We start from the raw sequence: 17927 nt of genomic DNA, 5'->3' as shown, positions 1-17927 counted from the left end.
ATTTATGGTTCTCAATACCCGTTATTCACTGTGAGCCGTTGCACCACCGGCTTGTTCGATAATCAGGTGGTAATTGATCCCGCCTGTACCGAATGAGTTGATGGCTGCGATACGTCCTCCCGCATCAGGGTAAGGCCAAGGTATCGGCTGTTGAGGAATATCAGCCGGAAGATCCGTTAGCATCAACTGAGGGTTGATTTGCCCGTGGATCGGCATCGGTGGCATCTGTTCGTGTTCAAATGCACTGAGCACTTTACACAGGCTCAGTGCTGCGGCACCGGCAAAGCAATGACCGAAGTTATATTTCACCGAGCCAATGAATAATGGCACCTGTTGTTGTGTTGTATCTGTTGCGCTGTTTACGCGCTGATAATGTTGTCGAATCGCACTGATTTCTGAGATATCCCCCAGAGCGGTTCCGGTTCCGTGAGCTTCAATATATTGAACCTGCTCCGGTGCTACGTCAGTCAGAGCCAGTGTTTTCTCTATCGCGAGAGCTTGTCCTTCCTTATCCGGTGCTGTCATTGAGCGGCTGTCACATGAGCCTGAAATTGCACGAATCGTCGCAAGTGCTGCTGAGTTATCGGGTTGACGGGCGAGAATAAATACCCCACCGCCATCACCGGGCGTAAAGCCATCATTTTTATCGGCAAACGGACGGATCCGAGATGTTGAGAGCATCATCTGGGCACTGCACAACACTAAATCGCGTTCCGTCGTAGCCATTTCAATACCAGCGACGATCACTTGATCGTAACGTCCCGACTGCAATGCTCTCACCGCATCATGCAGGGCAGCCATCGAGCTGGCACATGCAGCTTCAACCGCGTAACAGTCAGCCTCAATCCCTAATTGTTGCGCGAGTAACATCGCTGAACCGATACCACTGGCACCATACCAGTTCCAACGGTTTTGCGGCTGTGGCTGAGGACGAGGGAGTGTGATCGTCTGAGGTAATTGATCCCATAAATGACGTACAGTACGAAGTCGATCTGGCGTCAACGATAAATTGGTTGCGACAATAATCGCGGTACGACGCTGGGGATCGGGTGATGGCAGCGATAAACGTGTACTGGCATTGAGCAGGTATTGTTGGGTGACATCCAAGCGGTGCTGCTTGGCTGGCATCATCGGCTTCTCGGCAGTCACATCCTGAATCTTGTGGCTGGGAAAGCACATCGCCTGGTGAATATAGGTGCTGAGTTTCTGGGGATGGGGACGAAACAATGCCACCTGATGTAGTTGTTCGGCAGATAATGGCTGAATGGTATCGTCCCCTTGGGCCAACGTTTGCCAAAATGGCGGCTTGTCACAACCGAGCGCTGTCAGCGGACAATAATCCAAAAGCTGGATCGGTGCCTGTGGATGAGCAATTGTCTTATTGACCGATGTCGGACTAATTTGCCATCCGGGACCGGTGAATGAATGACCGCAACAGTGCTGTTGTTGCGCACGCAGCATCTCAAGTAATTGACAGAACACCTGATTGGCACCGGCAAAATAGTTATTGGGCGCTGGGGTTATCTCCGTTGATGGCAGCGTATCGATATCACCTAATTCAGCAAGCACCGGCCATTGGTTCTCCTGAGCGACTTTGACGGGGCAAACCAGCAGGCTAATCGCACCTTCCAGCCAAGTTTGATTTACGCAGACGCCTTGTTCCAGTAACAGGTTGGCTTGCTCGGCATGGTGAAAACATTGAATCGATGTTAAAAGGGCAATCTGACTGTCTTGACAGCGAAAGCTATCTTGCGCCAGTTGTAAAAGTCGCAATCCCCCGAGATCCGCACCATCGATGGTCTGACATTTCCCGCGGGTCTGAGCAAAATGTGCAATCCGAGCTGGAATGCTGGAAGCCATTTCACCGATACGGTCATGGGAAGAGGCCCCCAAGTTTTGCGCCAGTTGCTGTTTATACGCATCAATCTGTTGTTCGGTTTCTTGCGATGTATTGCCATGTTCTGTCAATTGATCGCCAAGTAGACGTAGTACCTGAACTTTCGCAGCATTACGATAGGCTGCATCGCTCCCCAGATGCACAGCACAAAATTGATCACAGTGATCCCGTAGGGATTCAGGGAGCGAAATCTGTTTGAACACATCTGCCGCCGCAAGCAATGCCAGCCGGGTTTCTTTACTAACCGCCTTGCGAAACAGCGGGGGGATCGCGAATTTTCTGAAATCAAAGCCCTCATCACTGACTTGGCCGATAGAGAGAGGAGCTTTGGCGTCCAGCGCTGTATCTAAATGCTGCCATGGCGAACCGTAATGCTGTTGCACCAGTTGTTGCCATGCATGTGGCTCTGACACATGATTAAAATCGCGTTGACCGGGGAAAACGCATCCAATACTGACAATTGCCAGCCGGTTGTTCGATTGCTCTGAACTCATCGTGGCGTGACCTCCGCTAAACGTCTGCGGTCTACTTTGCCGTTGGGATTCATCGGTAATTGTTCCGTGATCACCAGTTTCTGCGGCAACATATAAGCGGGCAATTTCTCCCGGAGAAACTGCTTGATAGCAAGCAGACTCAATTTTCTATCCGGTGCTTTCAAAACCGCAACCATGACCAATTGTTGGCTTAGTTCGCCGAGTTCGACAAACAAGGCCACCTGTTGAATCGCAGGGTGCTGGTATAACGCCGACTCAATTTCTCCTAGTTCAACCCGATAGCCGTTGATTTTGACCATATCGTCGATTCGACCACGATAGATGAGACCATCTGACGTCATCTCCACGCGATCTCCGGTTGCATGGCATTGTTTGGCATGGAGCGAGGTTTGTCGCGATTCGGGAGCATTCAAATAGCCCGGTGTCACACAAGGGCCTGAAATCAATAACTCACCACTGACTCCGATACAGTCAGGGATTCGATGACGCTGGCCGGCATCATCTTCAATTTCGCCTTGAAGACCGGAGAGCGGATAACCAATAGGAATATGACTCAGTTGGGATAAACGGTCTCGATCAATCGTGTAAGCGGTACATACATTGGTTTCAGTCGGGCCATACCAATTACTGATCCGACAGTGGCGGGGGAGATGTTTAAGCAACTGACGAAATGCCGCAATCGGGTAGGCCTCTCCGGCAAAAATGACACGTCTTAGTGACACTGTCACATCTTGATTCAATAGACCGCTTTTTTCCATCATTGCCAGAATCGACGGGACGCTGTACCACACCGTGACTTGGTGTTGTGCAATCCCTTCAATCAAAGCCGGACAATTTTTCTGTTCGGATTCTCGAATAATCCAGACACAAGCGCCGACGGAGGCTGCGGCAAACAGATCGAACGTACTCAGATCAAAAGCAAAACTGGCATGGTTAGCCAATGTATCTTCCGCTTGTAATGTCACATCAGCGATAGCCCATTCGACAAAAAATTGGAGCATCGTATGAGTGAGCTGAACACCTTTGGGCTGACCAGTGGAGCCTGAGGTATATAACACCGCTGCAAGCGGATGACTGAAGGTCTGGAAATCTTCAATGGCTGCTATCGGCATTTGTTGATGATCGAGTGAATCCAGCCAATCCTGATCAATGATGAGGGCAGGCTGGGCAATGTCGATAATCCGCTCGATTCTCGATTCCGGTTGACTGAAATCAACCGGAATATAGTGATTGTCCGTCAGCCAGACTGCATAAATCGCTGCAACTGTATCCGGGCTTTTGGGCAGATTGAGCAAAATGCCCTGACGAGATACATTCATCTGCTGTAGTGCTGCAGCAATTTGCAGCACCCGTTGACCCAGTTGTGCATAGCGCCAGTGCTGCGTTCCACAACGCAGCGCTGAACGATCCGGTGCATGACGGATATGAGATAACAAACGGTTTAAAATCGTTGGTATCGCCATATTATTATGCCTCCGCGATGGCAACTTTTTCCCGGACTCGAACGGTATCAGCAACAGGGACACCGACCTCAAGTGCTGAATCGACCAAGATTTGATAGGCTTCATCGAGATCCTGACGGGTATGCTCACTGGTGACACTGATCCGCAGCCGGGCATCACCGACACTGACACCAGGGAAGACAACAGTCTGACAATACATGCCACGTTTTCTGACGGCTCGGCCAAACAGTAGTGTCTTCGCATCATCACCGACAACGACCGGAATAATCGCTGAATCGGAATTTTCCAGATCAAAGCCGGCATTGAGCAGACGCGTCCGGAAATAGTAAATGTTATCCCACAGACGAGTGAGACGTTCTGGTTCACGGAGCATGATATCAATTGAAGCGATAACCCCCGCAGCGACATGAGCCGGGATTGTGGCGGCAAAGACATAGGAATTGGAATAGAAGCGTAAATATTCGACTACGTCACCATCAGCACAAACGTACCCACCCAATCCTGACAGCGATTTACTCATCGTCCCCAGTTCGAGGTCGACTTGACCTTTCATATTGAAGTGTTCAGAAGTACCGGAGCCGGTTTTCCCTAACACACCGGTGGAGTGGGCATCATCAACCAAGACTTTGGCACCATATCGTTCTGCCAGTTTGACCAGACGCGGCAGATCGACGATATCACCGTGCATACTGAATACACCGTCGGTCACAATCAGTTTTCCGCCCGGATGATCGGCATACTTCGCCAATGATTTTTCTAAACTGGTCAGCGAGTGATCGTAAATTTTGCGTTGTGCGCCAGCCAGTTTACAACCATCTTGAATACTCATATGGTTAATTGAGTCGGTAAATACCAGATCATGTTTACTGGTCAGGGCAGAAATACAGCCGAGGTTGGCCGAGTAACCGGATGGATAAACGATACAGTCATCGCGTCCTTTCAGTTTGGCCAGCTTGCGTTCCAGCTCCAAGTGCAGCATGTTACTGCCGGCAATAATCCGACAACCGGTATTGGTCGCACCGTATAACCCCGCAGCATCCTGAATCGCCTGAATGACTTCGGGATGACTGGATAGCCCAAGGTAGCTGTTTGAACCAAACATCAGAAACTCGCGACTTTTCCCGATGGTTTCATCAAAGATGACCGCACGGTTCTTACAAGGCGTCTCAAGTGGCATCCCATACCAGTAAAGCTGGTTGTCCCGTTTCTCATGATAAAACTTCCGGAACTCACGGGCTTTATGAAATAGATCCGGATGTTGAATCCCGACAAAATCGCGCATGGTTCTCGGGTCACCGACTTGTTTGCGATCCGCCTCTGAAGACATCGCAAGGTGCGCATATGGGTTCTCTTCATTCGGTGCCACTGCTTCCGTTTGGGCGATCACAGGAGGTTGATAGCCTTCACCATTTTGTGGCAACTGAGCGATAAGCGCCGTTTTCATCGCAGCCAGAGTATCTACTTTGGGTAAGGTTAGTTTCGGATCGAGTCCCAGCATCGTCAGCAATTCACTCTGGATCGACAGCACATTGATCGAGTCAATCCCTAAATCATTTTCAATCTGAGCATTCATATTGAGAGATTCAGCAGGGTAGCCGCTATTGTTAGCAAACACCTGACAAATCATGTCGTCCAACCAATGACTTTCAGACGCAGGAGTGACCGCGGACGTAGCACTCGGTAACTGATAGGCCGTCAATTGAATCGCTGACATGATATCCGCAATGGTATCGAGCTTATCTGTCGCCAGCGGTGCTGCAAGTTGCAGTTGCTTGGTCAGTGTGGTGGCAATATCTGCCAGTGCAATTGAATCAATGCCTAAATCATTTTCCAGATGGCTGCTTACTGATAATGCATCGACCGGGTACTCGGTGATTTCGGAAAATGTTTGCAAAATGAATTGCTGTAGCGCATCAGATGCTGCTTGGTTATGTTCTGTCATGCTTGTTCTCCTTCAGTTTGATTCCCTTTCAGCCGTTCAACCAGCGAAACCATCGCGGCAACAGATGCAAAGTTTTCCGGATAAATATCCTGCATTTTGATCTCAACCTGAGCCTCGTTCTTTAAAAAATCGACCAGATCGAAAATTGCAGCGGAATCAACGATATTCAGCTCAAATAATGGGGTGTCGCGCTCTAAACCATCCGTGTCTCCGTCAAGAAACTGCTGGGCGATGTGCTGGATTAATTGGTTCGTTAACATCATAGAATTCCTTATTGATGGGTCGATTGAGGCTTATCGCCGCAGATGAGTGTCCGTGGACCGGACAGTTCGATAATCCGAACATTTTCAAATCCGACCGCCCGGAAACGTTCCAGATATTCCTCGGTACTGCTTTCTATGCCACCATCGGTTGAAACCAGCATGTTGAGAGAGAGCAGAGCCGTAAATTCGGGGCCGGATTTCTCATCATTTAACGGTGTTTCGGATGCCATAAAGCGTCCGCCGGCTGGCATCGCTTCATAAATATTTTTCAAAATAGTCAGCTGAATTTCCGGTGCATAGTCATGTAACATCCAGCCCAAATGAATCAGATCGTGATCCTGTAACGAAAGATTGCCCGAAATTACATCACCTTCAATCACATTGATTCTGTCGCCATAGCCTTGAACAGCTAATCGATCACGCAGAAATGCACACGCTTGAGGCAGCTCGCAAATCGTCAGATGAATGTCGGAATTAACCCCGGCAACGGCAATTGGCAGAGTGCCGATACCACTACCAATATCCAAGAACGAATCATGCTGAGTGAAATCGTAACCTTGAATAAACCCGTCAATGAACGGGGCTGCGAATTTCCCCAGAAACTCCTGAAAATCAGTCACATCATCCGGATTTTGGTAAAGAATATCGAACCAGCTCCGGTTATCCCCGAAGACGGTTTGACGTTGATTGGTGTCACTGGCAACCGCTGTTTTCAGCTCACCCCATAATGGATACAGGAATGTGTCGATATGACGGCCTAACCATCCTAACCACATCGGTTCACTACTGACCAAAAAGGAGGCGTGTTCCTGTGGCAAGTGGTAGCACTCGCCCTGTTTTTCCAAATAGCCCATTGCGCGCAGTGCGATGAGCATTTGCTCTACGGAGCGCAGCGGACTATTGAGTTTGTCGGCAACCGTCTGAGCGCTTAAATCTTGGTTGTGTAAATGGTCGAATAGTTTTAAATCTAATGCCGCTGTCAATGTTTTGGCCTGAAAAAAGCCCATCATTTGATTCACAGCGTCTTGTTTCGTTAGTGTCATGAAAAATTCCTTTATAGGTGCTCAGTTTTAAATTCAGCGATTGAATTCCGTGAGTGAATTCAGTGCTCAGTCCATAAATGTCGAGAGTTCTTCACAGACATCGGCAAACGCAGTCACAAACCGTTCCATCTCTTCCTGTTCAATAATCAACGACGGTTGAATACGAATCACGGTTGAGCTGTTCGCAGTGATAAATGTCAGAATGTTGTGATCCAGACATAATTTGGTGACAAACTTCATACAGAACATTTCACCCAGTGATTGTTCCATACGCGTCATGGCAATTTGGAGATGTTCACGGACCGGATCCGGTAAGAACTTCCACATGGTGTGCCAGTCACCGGGCAGGCGTGTCGCAAACTCACGCGCTGATGCCGCAACAGCACCGGCAAAAGATTGCTCAAACTGGATTCCCAGCATGAGTCCACGCCCACGAATTTCTTTGATAAACGGATATTGTGCGGCTATCTCTTCCAGCGCCTGCTTGAGATATTGCCCCGAGCGGTTCGCTCGTGCCGGCAGATCTTGGGCGACCAATTCGCGCAATGCATTCAGGGCAACGACCGAGGCAACGTTACCGCCACCGAATGTTGAACTGTGGACCAGAAAACGATCTGCCGTGCCATAGGCTTGTTGCCAGATGTCAGCACGACACAAGGTTGCGCCAATCGGAACCAACCCGCCGGACAGCGATTTCGACAGAATCATGACATCCGGTTCTAGGTTGTCCCATTCACAGGCAAACATTTTCCCGGTGCGGGCGAGCCCGGTCTGAACTTCATCCACCATCAACAATGTTCCGGTTTCCCGACATAACTGCTGGGCCCGTTGCAGATAACCTTCGGGGAAGAGGTGTACGCCGCCTTCTCCCTGAATGGGTTCAAGGATCAGCGCACCGACATCATCACGTCGGATCGCCGCTTCTAAGGCTTCCGGATCAGCGAAGGGTACTTCCACCATGCTTTCTAACAGCGGCTGGAAATAACGACGGTGTTTATCGCGACCGGTGAGTGAGAGCGCACCGAGTGTTTTGCCGTGATAACTGTTGTTGATATACGCAATACCTGGTTTGCCCGTAGATGCTTTCGCAATTTTGATCGCCGCTTCAACAGCTTCGGTGCCTGAGTTACTGAAAAAGACGCGTCCCATGTTTCCGGGGGAGAGGTAACACAGCAGTTCAGCGAGTTTTGCCGTCTGTTCCGGGATCGAAATATATTGAATGAAGTTGGGGCCTTGGGCATCGAGATAATCTTTTAATGCATTCACCAGTGGCTGAGGGTTGTGACCAAGGCTCAGACAGCCATATCCCGCAACCATATCCAGATATGAGGTTCCGTCTGCTGTCCATAATGTTGTCCCGGATGCGCGTCGGAACACATTGTCGCAATGCTGTAGACGAAGAAAATCAACCATCATTGGGTTCACATACTGACGATAACGATCCAGAGTGTCTTCGCGTTCAGCATCCTGACTGAGCAGTCCATCAATAAAGGCTAACTGTGCAGAGGCGCTTTCAGTGTTGTTATCGTAAATATCATGGTGGTAATAGCGTTTGAGGTTGGTGACCTGCTGACGCTCGAGTCGTTCTCCGAAAGAAGCGAGCGGGTAGGCGTAGAAGCCGTGTTTTTCTGCAATTTCACCGATCTCAAGCACTTTCTCCGGTGGCAGATAGCGACCTAACGAGAATTTTTCACGGCGGCCTTCTAATGCCAAGACAATGGTTTCAGCCATACAGCCATTTAACTGTTGCTTGATAGTGACGTTCAATGACTCACCACCGAGTTTGACGGCATCGGTCGCGGTAACACAACCACCGTCGATGATCAGAATGTCTTCTCGCTGAGGGCGAACTTCGGTATCGACATCCCGGGGGAGTGCAATATCAATAAAAATTGAGCCGGGTTGCAGACGCGCGGTTTCGATAATGCCACCGGAAGAGGTTGCTCCCGCAAACAAACGGCATGACCGGTAGAGTGTCTCCGGATCTCCGGTTAATGTGACACGGTGGTGGTACTGTTCCGGCAAGTGACTGAGCAGTTCAGACTGATCTTTATGACTGGCACGATGCAGCAGGTAAAGCGAATAACCTTCTGCCAACAAGAGCCGACTCAAAGCCAGACAGATCGAGCCGGGATAACCGACAATGGCAATCGGTTCTTTTTCCGGATTGATATCCAGCCATTCTGTAATCTGGCGGAGCGCGCGGTAACCCGCATACGTTGTCAGTGAATTTCCTGATGTCACCGGCACCGGTGATTTTTCAGCGGTCGCTTCTCCGCGTCGTCCGACAATCGAAGTGAATCCGCCCAGACCAACCAGCTCAGCACCTTCATCGACAAGCTCTTCGATTCCCTGAAGTACCCGTTGCGCGATGACTCGCGGTTCCGCCAACATTTCGTCGGCAACCAACGGCATATAACGAATAATCCCTTCACAAGTTGCCCCGGTTGCTGAGGTAATCCGGGCAAAGTTCATAAATGGCACGAGGTTTTCTTTATGCCATAACTCTCGGTTGTAACCGCTGTGGAGTTCATTCGAACTACGCTGAAGCAGATCCAGCATTTTGACATAACGTTTTAAACCAACAGATGTTGGATGAGCAATGAACCCGAACTTCATGATGTGACTTCCTTTGCTTGAATATGGTCGAATGATTGGCTGGCAGACTCTGATGGACTAGCCGCCGCTGTACGTTGTTGTAAGGTTTCTTTATCGCAGGGATCGCGCTGCCAGCCTTTGGCGGTTGCCAGTGAAATACCGTCCCCTTCATTGTTGTGGCCGAGAACCACGGAAAATAAGTTCAGTCGCTTCGAACTTGTCAGCGCATCCCGGATGACGGTTTCATCAAAATGCGTCAGCGTTTGATTTTTGATCTGAAAGTCATTGATGCTCTGTTCAAACGCTGGTTGATCGAGGTTCATCAGACGCATCTGTCGGGATGTCCGGTTAAAGAGAATCCGTTCCTGATAGGTATTAATGACGGATAACCCACCGTTGCATAAATAGAACACCGTAATACTTTTATTCAGTGACTCCGGATGGGTGAGAATGTTGTCGATAAATGCCGGTAACATATCAGGCACAATCCCTTTTGCTCCGTCGCCAATAAATGCAATGACATGCGTCGGACTGGTATGCGCCAGATAGGTTGTTGCCATTAAGGCATCTCCCATCAGAGCCCGGCCGTACCAGCCAGAAAAACCGCGGCGGGTTCTGGCGACATTTCTGACCGCTGAAATCCCGCAGCGGCCAACATCATAAATGCCGGTATAGTCGTATGACTGCGTTGCAATTAAATCTTCAATCACTCGATTGAGTTGCGAGAAGAAGTAGTTCGGTGACATCGGTAGTGTCGGTAAACGACTGACCACATCTGAAGGGGAATCCAGATAAGTACGGATCAGCGCCTGACGTTTTTCTCGCAGGCTTTCACTGACATTGAGGTTGGCTTTCACTGCCTTGAGGAATGCCAAACAATCCATGTGGAGATGGATATTGGCATAAGGTGATAAATGACGTTCATCATGGGTTAATTGAACAAGATGCACTTTATTTTCTAACCGGCCATCGGAGAAGGGCGTCGTGATCTGGGCCACGCGGCTTTTGATCATGAACAGGCTCTGCTCGTGGAGTGGATTGATCTTGTCTTTGGTATGCATAAAGTTATAGACGCGCGGGCTATAACCGTAAATCGCCAATGTACCGAGATAGTGAGGATTTAATTTGCCTTGATAATATTTCGGTGCTGTACCGGGGTGTGCTAATGAATCAACCAGCGCGATGCCAGCTTCGTCAGCGATTTCATGGATCAGGGCGTATTCATCATCAGTGACGGGTCCAAGCTGCCAAATGAGTTTTTCTGGACCGGCATTGATGAGTTGCATCGCCTGTTCAAATGCGTCACTCGATATGAATGAATCATCCGCGGGTTGAATCGGTAGGGAGGATACATCGCTGATCACATGCTCTAAGGGCAGGCTGGATTCTAATACATTCTGAGTGGCAAGAATGACCACCGGTCCTTGATTGAGATGATACAACCGGAAGACTTCGGTCAGTCCTTCGGTCATCTGACTGACATCGTGAATGTAGACATATGGGATTCGTCGGGCTTGCAGGACTTCCCGCATGTCTTCTGTCGGTGTTAGCGTTCCCTGAAAACTGTACCACTGGTTATTGCGGTTTTCTGCAACCACCAAAATCCCTTTAGCTGCGGTTTCACGCAGGTTCGCTAAGGTCCCTTTGAACTCGTCCATCATGCCGGATGTGACAACGCCAAGAAATGGCATTCGATAGAGCTGCCAGTTTGCGATCGCACCACAGGCAATGGCATGTTCATTCGGACCGCGTAGTGTTAAAGCACCATGTGCCTGAGCATGTTTATCCAGATAGCCAATGAGATTGGAGACGATAGAACCCGTGTAATAAGAGAATAGCCACTGATCTGGCGTCACATCTTCAAAAAAGCGGATCAGTTGATCGGCCAATGTATTATGTAGTACCGCAGCTCCTTCGGGCTTAACCCGTCGGTTGGCGTAATTCATTTCAAAAAAATCCATCCATAGACAGAGGAGCTCGGTTTGGAAAACCTGAGGATCTTGAGAACGAACGATCTCTCGGTATTGCTGCGGTAAATAACGACAAGGCGAGCGCAGACTACGAATAAATGTCACCGTAGAAAACGTGGTATAAAACGCTGGAATCCCCGTTTTTTGCATCGCGCAATAGAATGCATCCAGATCGCGATCGATTTTCTCGATTTGATCATCGCTTTGCCCTAAAGAGGCTTGATCGTAAAACAGCATGCCCACCTGAAATGCCGATTGCTCTTCCAACGCGTGGGAATAGACGATCTTACCAGTGGCTTCTGCGAGACTGCTGCACTGGATGACCTGAATGTTGATGGCTTTTTTCTGCTCTTTCAGAAAATGAATGGCTTTGCCTCGCGTCTCCAGATAGAGCTCATCATAAGATAAGTCGAGGAGTTGCAAGGGCAGGTCTGACTGGATGTGGACCTGGTTAAATGAGTAATCGCGGATGTCATTCAATACACTCAGGCCAGTCTGAAAAAAGGCGGGATCTTGAGTTACGACAATGACACCGACAGTAATTGTATCCAGTTTCATTTGAGACTGCTCTTTGTGAGTCGCTTGCCAAAACTGCTCATATAAGGCGCCGGAAGCGTTTGTTGCTTGTCCTATCATGGATCGGTTCCTTGTTTTCGCTGAAATCATGGGAGTCATCCAACTCGCATGTGTACTTGCTCAAATGGGGCGAGCTATATGATGAAATACAGCCGTTGCCCGATAAAAAAACGTAGCAACCCCCGTCGAATCATCAGAGATGATTCAATGTCTATTTGTCATCATGTTGTTGACGGTGGCAGGGTTTCTACCACCGATATGGGTGATTTTTGTGCCTAAGATTCCTGACGCTGGATCCTGACATGCCCGTTATCGCCGTCGATAATCAGCGTATCGCCACTCTGAATCTGCTGAGTTGCCGTTTTCAGATTCACAACTGCCGGAATCCCAAACTCTCGCGCAACAATACAGCTATGGGAGAGGGCAGAGCCGATATCTGTGACAATTCCTCCGGCCAAAGCAAACAGCGGGGTCCAGCTGGCATCGGTATATTTTGCAACCAGAATTTCACCAGGCTGCAATTCTCCGGCTTGGCTTTGCAAATCGGTAATAACCCGAGCCTTCGCAACAACTTGTCCCGGACTTGCGGCTAAACCTTTTAGCTGGTCGGGGTTATCGTCAGTAGCTGAGACTTTGAGTTGTGGCGTATAACCACCGATAATTGCCATTGGTGGCTCATCCGCATGAAGATTCAATAAATGCTGATGGCGGTTTTGATTGAGCAACTCGGGAGCAAATGCTTCATCGGTAGAAATCCGACCGGCCACATAGTCACGAAAACGCTGAAAATCGATATAAGGTAAATCCTCGCGACGGACGATATTCTGCGTTTCCAGTCGTCCCAGCACTTCCAGAATAATCCGGCGATAGAACCATGTTTCGGTGATAAATGTTGGACGAGTCGCTTCTCTGCGTTCAGCCATCACGCCATAAAGTTTCATCAGCATTTTCAGCTTGAATCGTCCCATAAAGGGCAGGCCGCTCAATAATTGTTCACTGTCCTGATTGCGCAGGCTTTCCGTCTCTTGTAATTTTTTCTGTAAATCAACCGGATGCTGGAGATACATTTTCATTACTTGTAATAAGTAACTCGGGTCATCACGCCAGCGTGGGATACTTAATTCAAACTCCTGTCTTCCCCGGGAGCCGAATTCAAACAGAAAATCTTCAAATGGCCCATTCCAGAAGACTTGACCATCAGGGTCCTTCGGCAGGCGTTCGACCAGTTCATTCGCTTCATAACTTTCAAAAAGCTGCTTCAACCGAGGTTGCTGATGAATAATATCAACCAGTTTGAAAATACCGAGCGTGACTTCGATGGTTCGTAGATTATTCATCGACGCTTTAATGCGATTTTGCAGGCCATTGCCTTTGTCGCCCAAATACGCCTCACAGGTTTCGGTTAATGCATCATACAACGCAAAAGATTGCAGGAAGAAAGGCATATACGCGGCACAGCTTTCCAGAAAGTATTGATCGGCACGCTCTAATTCACGGTTCAGATCGGCCAGCGTCATTTTGCTGAAATCCAGAGCCAGAAAACGCTGTGTTTCTTGCTGACGCAGGGCAATCATGCGTTCAACGATTTTGGGGGCATGACGGACATTATGAACCTGCTGCTTGAGCCAATACCAAGCACTTTTGACATAATCCCAACCTTCAACGCCGGGGCCATAAGGATTCTTATAGTGAGTGAAATCGATATCGTCTGTCGCATAACGGGTGGTAAATTTCATCTCATCACGAGTCGGCGGACACTGTCTGAGCATATGGGCTGAACCGGAAATATTCAGATAGACCTGTCCCTGAATGTAGCCCATGTAGATCGTCCAATCTGAGATATCCGCCATCCCCATTTTCTGAATCGATGGGCCGTGGATATGTTTCTGATAATATTCACAAAAAGACAAGCCCAGCGGGGTCATCAGCCCGGTTACGATTTCACCGGTATCCATCCGGGAAAACAGCGCACCGTCTTTGACGGATTGTTTGGATTCCCAAGGGTTGGCATAAATGACGGTCGCTTCTTTTGCCTCGGTTGTAACCGGACGTGCCTGTAGCAGCCAAACTTTGTTATCTTTCACTGCCCATTCGATATCTAGATCGGTGCCGTAAATTAACCGGGCCTGACGTGCAAGGTTGTTCAGCTCGCTTAAATGTTCCGGTGTCAGGCTGGGTTGCTCTTGCAATGCATCCGGGGTTGGCAGAATCGTCACTTGTCCCTTTTCATCACACTGACAATAGTGGGGTTTGTGACGGATCTCCTGAGCGATGATGCTGCCCGTCTGCTTGTCGAGCGTAAAGGTATCGGTTGTGACCTGACCGGAAACAACGCCTTCACCAAGTCCCCAGCAACTATCGATAACAATCTGCTCCTGATTGCCGGACAAAGGGTCACAAGTGAACATCACACCGGCTGCATCGGCATCAACCATCTCTTGTAAGACCACAGCGATAGCACTTTCCGTAGCATGACCTTGACGATAAAGCGCCGCCCGATCTGCCCATAGCGATGCCCAGCAGGAACGGACTTTCTGCAAGACATCTTGAATGCCTTGGACATGCAGATAAGTTTCGTACTGACCTGCAAATGACTGAGATTGCCCGTCTTCATCCAGTGCGGATGAGCGCACGGCAATGCGCGGATTCTCACCTAGATCTTGATAGGCTTGCTGAATGGCCTGTTTAATGGGTTGAGGAATATCAGCACTGAGAATCGTTTCCCGCACTTGCTCGATCTCTCCGGATTCCAGTAGTGGGGCGGGCAGCGTTTCCCGAATAAATTGCTGATAAGCATCTGCGGTCACGCAAAAAGCGACCGGAACGGGCAGGCCCGCATGAACCAAATGGTTCAGTGAATAACCTTTACCACCTAAATGTTGATGAGCGAGTTGCTGATCACCGGAGATCCCGACGACGATCTGTGAATCCGTCATAGTGTTGCTCCTGCTAAAGAATCTTCAGTTTGAGGTTGAGAGGCTGTATCCGGCTCAGGGGTAATCTTAGCCTTGAGCTGTTGTTTGACTGCTTTGGATGTTTTCAGACCAGAGGAAATTGCACCTTCAATATTCCCGATCCCGACACTATCCTGATTGGCAAATTGAATGCATTTAAATGGCTGTCCGGCAGTGGTAAAAATACCACGACTATGATGTCCTTTAACCGCAGTCACCAGTCCGCCCGACCAATGCCAAATTTTGATATCTTCAATAACACTCGGACTGATACCGATATTGGTCAGAAGTTTGGAAATTTCAAAATAAGTCTGTTTTTGCAGCGAACGGAATTTTCCGTAAGCATCACGACCTTTGCGTTCAGGACGAGTCGTCGGCATGAGTAGTGTGAGCACCCCGACTTCATTATTGCCGTTAGGATCCATCCAATTCGCGACCAGACAGGTGCCGGGTTTACACCAGTAGTACGGTTCGTTCACTGATGCGTGTTCAGGCTCGATCATATACCCGCCAAACGCATGACTCAGTACGGGTTTTGATAACAACACACTGGCCATATAATAATCTTCGTAACAAATCGTCTCAATGGCTTCAACCTGAGATTGTGGCAAAGTTGGAACATAGGGAACAATCGCACTTTTCTGCGCAGACCAAATGACTTGCCGCGTATTGACCTGTATTGATTGGCCTCCCACCATCAACTGTAATTGAGCATGATGATCAGAAAGTTGGTTGATGTTTGCCAAAGTTGCATCGGTCACCATGGTTACATTTTCTTTCGTATCAAGGTAGCGACACAATCCTTCACTTAATCCGCCATTGCCTCCGGGCAGCGCCATGAGATTGCCGCGTAAGTAACCGATGAGGAAATAAAGACCGGCATAAGCAGACACATCATTGAGATCAGAACACTCAACCCGCAGTGCCACTCGAATTGCATTTTCAACTAATTTACCAAGAGAGACGGGCGGACGAAGATGTTGGGGGATATGGGCAATTTTTTCGGGCTCAAACAGATAGGTGTACAGAGAAATATTATCCAGCAGTTCCATTTCTTCCCGAGGCCAACCACTTTCTTCACTCCAGGGCATTTGAGGATAGAGTCGGGTACCGGGCGCGAATCGGTCTAGAAAGCGATAAAGTTCAGCAAAAGTTGGATCACCGAGTTGTTTTGATGAGCTTACAAACGGTTTACCAATGATGGCATTGATAAAGAGCTGGCAGGTGAGCCCCCATACTTCAGGCTTGAGCAGAAAAGCCGGCTTTTTGAGAAAGCCAACGATCACTTCTCCCAAGCAACGCATCAACAACATTGTATCGAAGAAAACCAGCATGTCTTCTGCATTCGAGCGGTAGCTTTTATCCAGTCCGATTTTTTTCAGGATATGCATCATTTCAGAATCGGGGAGTGGCTCTTGAAAACAGACCCCGCCGACGGGGTGTTTGAGTCCTTGATAGGATTCATGACGGGCATTTCCTCCCAAAGATGCTGTTTTTTCAACGACTAAGACGCGTTCTTGATCAAATTCACTGGCTGCGGTTAACCCAGCAATCCCGCCACCAATGATGACTACATCATAGTTCTCACCATTTTGAGGCCGTTCTGCTTGAACGCCGGTTGATTGCAGTAGAGAAAAATCTTGCGTGGGGAAGACGCGAAATGCTGTTTTGCGTCGGTATTGATTGCGGAGCATGTACAGCGCTGCTAAAGCAAAGACGGCATCCAACAACACGACTTGAGGTTGTGAGCGGTGCAAAATAGTAACAAAAACCACCATCATTAGAAGCTGGCCATAAATTACCCATTTTGTCCAAATTGGATTCAGGAGCAAAACGAGTCCTGAAGCGAAAAGAATAACACCGGAGAGGAGGTTAAAAAATTGAGCATGAGTACCAATCCAAACAGAAATCCCTTCATACCAAGTTCCCTGATTTGCCACTGCAGCGATTTGGAGTTCTGCAACAACATCTTCAAACTGAGGGAAAAGTTTAGCAATGCCGGCAAGCATATATAGTACGGCGAAAATACGTTGAATTATCATTCGATAGTTACCTCTATAAAGCCTATTTTGCGAACGATAATCAGTGATTACCGTTCGAAGCGGACAACTCATCGGGCGGGTAACTTACTTTTCCAGAAATCATCTGTTCTAAAAATCATATACTTTTACAGTCTATAAACTATTAAAAAAGAGTGATTCTGGTTATATCCAGTTCGTTATATTCAAAAACTCTATTGTACAGATAAACACAATCTGCATCTATTATTGATATAGATGATATTAATGACGTATTTATACTGCTGATAAAATAAAATTCCTGTACCTAGCCCTGACGTTGTTATAATTGTTGTTCAAAAAAACACTTATTGATAAATGTGTAATATTGCTGTTTTTTTTACGCTATACCTCAATTTGTGTTTTATATCGACCATTCTGCTGTGATGGCTCGTTGTATTATTTTATAAATTAAAAATATTAAACTTTTAAGTCAAAGAATATTTTTTAATTAAAACCTTATTCGTTGTGAAAATAATTACCACATAATTAGAGATACTATCAAGATTAAAATATTAAAGTTAATAATTGCTTAACAATTGTTCAGCAATTATTATCCATTAAAATCAATAGGATAGAATAGACGTTTCATTTTTGAAAATAATCATTGAAAATTTCAACATGAGATGTACTTCTCAAAATATTAGGAAATAGGAATTGTGATTTTCAG

Annotated in this window: 9 protein-coding genes; all 9 read right to left on the bottom strand. The window is 47.9% G+C overall.

All coding sequences use genetic code 11. The annotated features are described in order from the left end of the window. Positions 1 to 21 precede the first annotated feature (21 nt). The 9 genes from BSQ33_RS00995 to BSQ33_RS00955 all read right to left on the bottom strand — a co-directional run bounded on the left by BSQ33_RS00995 (position 22) and on the right by BSQ33_RS00955 (position 17242). Positions 22 to 2391 (bottom strand): polyketide synthase, encoded by a 2370-nt coding sequence (locus BSQ33_RS00995; protein WP_088132970.1) that lies wholly within the window; start codon positions 2389 to 2391, stop codon positions 22 to 24. Continuing rightward, positions 2388 to 3854 (bottom strand): D-alanine--poly(phosphoribitol) ligase, encoded by a 1467-nt coding sequence (locus BSQ33_RS00990; protein WP_088132968.1) that lies wholly within the window; start codon positions 3852 to 3854, stop codon positions 2388 to 2390. The genes BSQ33_RS00995 and BSQ33_RS00990 overlap by 4 nt, the downstream gene beginning before the upstream one ends. Before the next feature lie 4 nt (positions 3855 to 3858). Then, a complete protein-coding gene (locus BSQ33_RS00985) occupies positions 3859 to 5796 on the bottom strand; it encodes an aminotransferase class I/II-fold pyridoxal phosphate-dependent enzyme (RefSeq protein WP_021020309.1) in 1938 nt (645 codons plus the stop codon). Next, the gene (locus tag BSQ33_RS00980) at positions 5793 to 6059 is read right to left on the bottom strand and encodes an acyl carrier protein (protein WP_198298127.1); all 267 of its coding nucleotides are present in this window, start codon (positions 6057 to 6059) and stop codon (positions 5793 to 5795) included. The genes BSQ33_RS00985 and BSQ33_RS00980 overlap by 4 nt, the downstream gene beginning before the upstream one ends. Positions 6060 to 6067: 8 nt before the next feature. Next, positions 6068 to 7102, bottom strand: a complete 1035-nt coding sequence (locus tag BSQ33_RS00975; protein ID WP_021020311.1) for a methyltransferase — start codon at positions 7100 to 7102, stop codon at positions 6068 to 6070. Between the two features lie 66 nt (positions 7103 to 7168). Continuing rightward, positions 7169 to 9721 (bottom strand): aminotransferase class III-fold pyridoxal phosphate-dependent enzyme, encoded by a 2553-nt coding sequence (locus BSQ33_RS00970; protein WP_088132966.1) that lies wholly within the window; start codon positions 9719 to 9721, stop codon positions 7169 to 7171. Then, positions 9718 to 12306 (bottom strand): hypothetical protein, encoded by a 2589-nt coding sequence (locus tag BSQ33_RS00965; protein ID WP_198298126.1) that lies wholly within the window; start codon positions 12304 to 12306, stop codon positions 9718 to 9720. The genes BSQ33_RS00970 and BSQ33_RS00965 overlap by 4 nt, the downstream gene beginning before the upstream one ends. Positions 12307 to 12521: 215 nt before the next feature. Continuing rightward, on the bottom strand, positions 12522 to 15182 hold the full coding sequence (locus BSQ33_RS00960; RefSeq protein WP_088132963.1) for a PEP/pyruvate-binding domain-containing protein: 2661 nt from the start codon (positions 15180 to 15182) through the stop codon (positions 12522 to 12524). Then, on the bottom strand, positions 15179 to 17242 hold the full coding sequence (locus BSQ33_RS00955) for a DUF6041 domain-containing protein (protein ID WP_088132961.1): 2064 nt from the start codon (positions 17240 to 17242) through the stop codon (positions 15179 to 15181). The genes BSQ33_RS00960 and BSQ33_RS00955 overlap by 4 nt, the downstream gene beginning before the upstream one ends. Positions 17243 to 17927 lie beyond the last annotated feature (685 nt).

This window comes from Vibrio gazogenes (assembly GCF_002196515.1).
Classification (GTDB): domain Bacteria; phylum Pseudomonadota; class Gammaproteobacteria; order Enterobacterales; family Vibrionaceae; genus Vibrio; species Vibrio gazogenes_A.
Note: the sequence above shows the minus strand (reverse complement) of the source record. Positions and strands in the feature narration are given on the sequence as shown.

Excerpts from the sequence above, each read along its gene's own strand:
- BSQ33_RS00985 (WP_021020309.1), bottom strand. The coding sequence starts at position 5,796 with ATGACAGAACATAACCAAGCAGCATCTGATGCGCTACAGCAATTCATT.
- BSQ33_RS00980 (WP_198298127.1), bottom strand. The coding sequence starts at position 6,059 with ATGATGTTAACGAACCAATTAATCCAGCACATCGCCCAGCAGTTTCTT.
- BSQ33_RS00990 (WP_088132968.1), bottom strand. The coding sequence starts at position 3,854 with ATGGCGATACCAACGATTTTAAACCGTTTGTTATCTCATATCCGTCAT.
- BSQ33_RS00970 (WP_088132966.1), bottom strand. The coding sequence starts at position 9,721 with ATGAAGTTCGGGTTCATTGCTCATCCAACATCTGTTGGTTTAAAACGT.
- BSQ33_RS00995 (WP_088132970.1), bottom strand. The coding sequence starts at position 2,391 with ATGAGTTCAGAGCAATCGAACAACCGGCTGGCAATTGTCAGTATTGGA.
- BSQ33_RS00975 (WP_021020311.1), bottom strand. The coding sequence starts at position 7,102 with ATGACACTAACGAAACAAGACGCTGTGAATCAAATGATGGGCTTTTTT.
- BSQ33_RS00965 (WP_198298126.1), bottom strand. The coding sequence starts at position 12,306 with ATGATAGGACAAGCAACAAACGCTTCCGGCGCCTTATATGAGCAGTTT.
- BSQ33_RS00960 (WP_088132963.1), bottom strand. The coding sequence starts at position 15,182 with ATGACGGATTCACAGATCGTCGTCGGGATCTCCGGTGATCAGCAACTC.
- BSQ33_RS00955 (WP_088132961.1), bottom strand. The coding sequence starts at position 17,242 with ATGATAATTCAACGTATTTTCGCCGTACTATATATGCTTGCCGGCATT.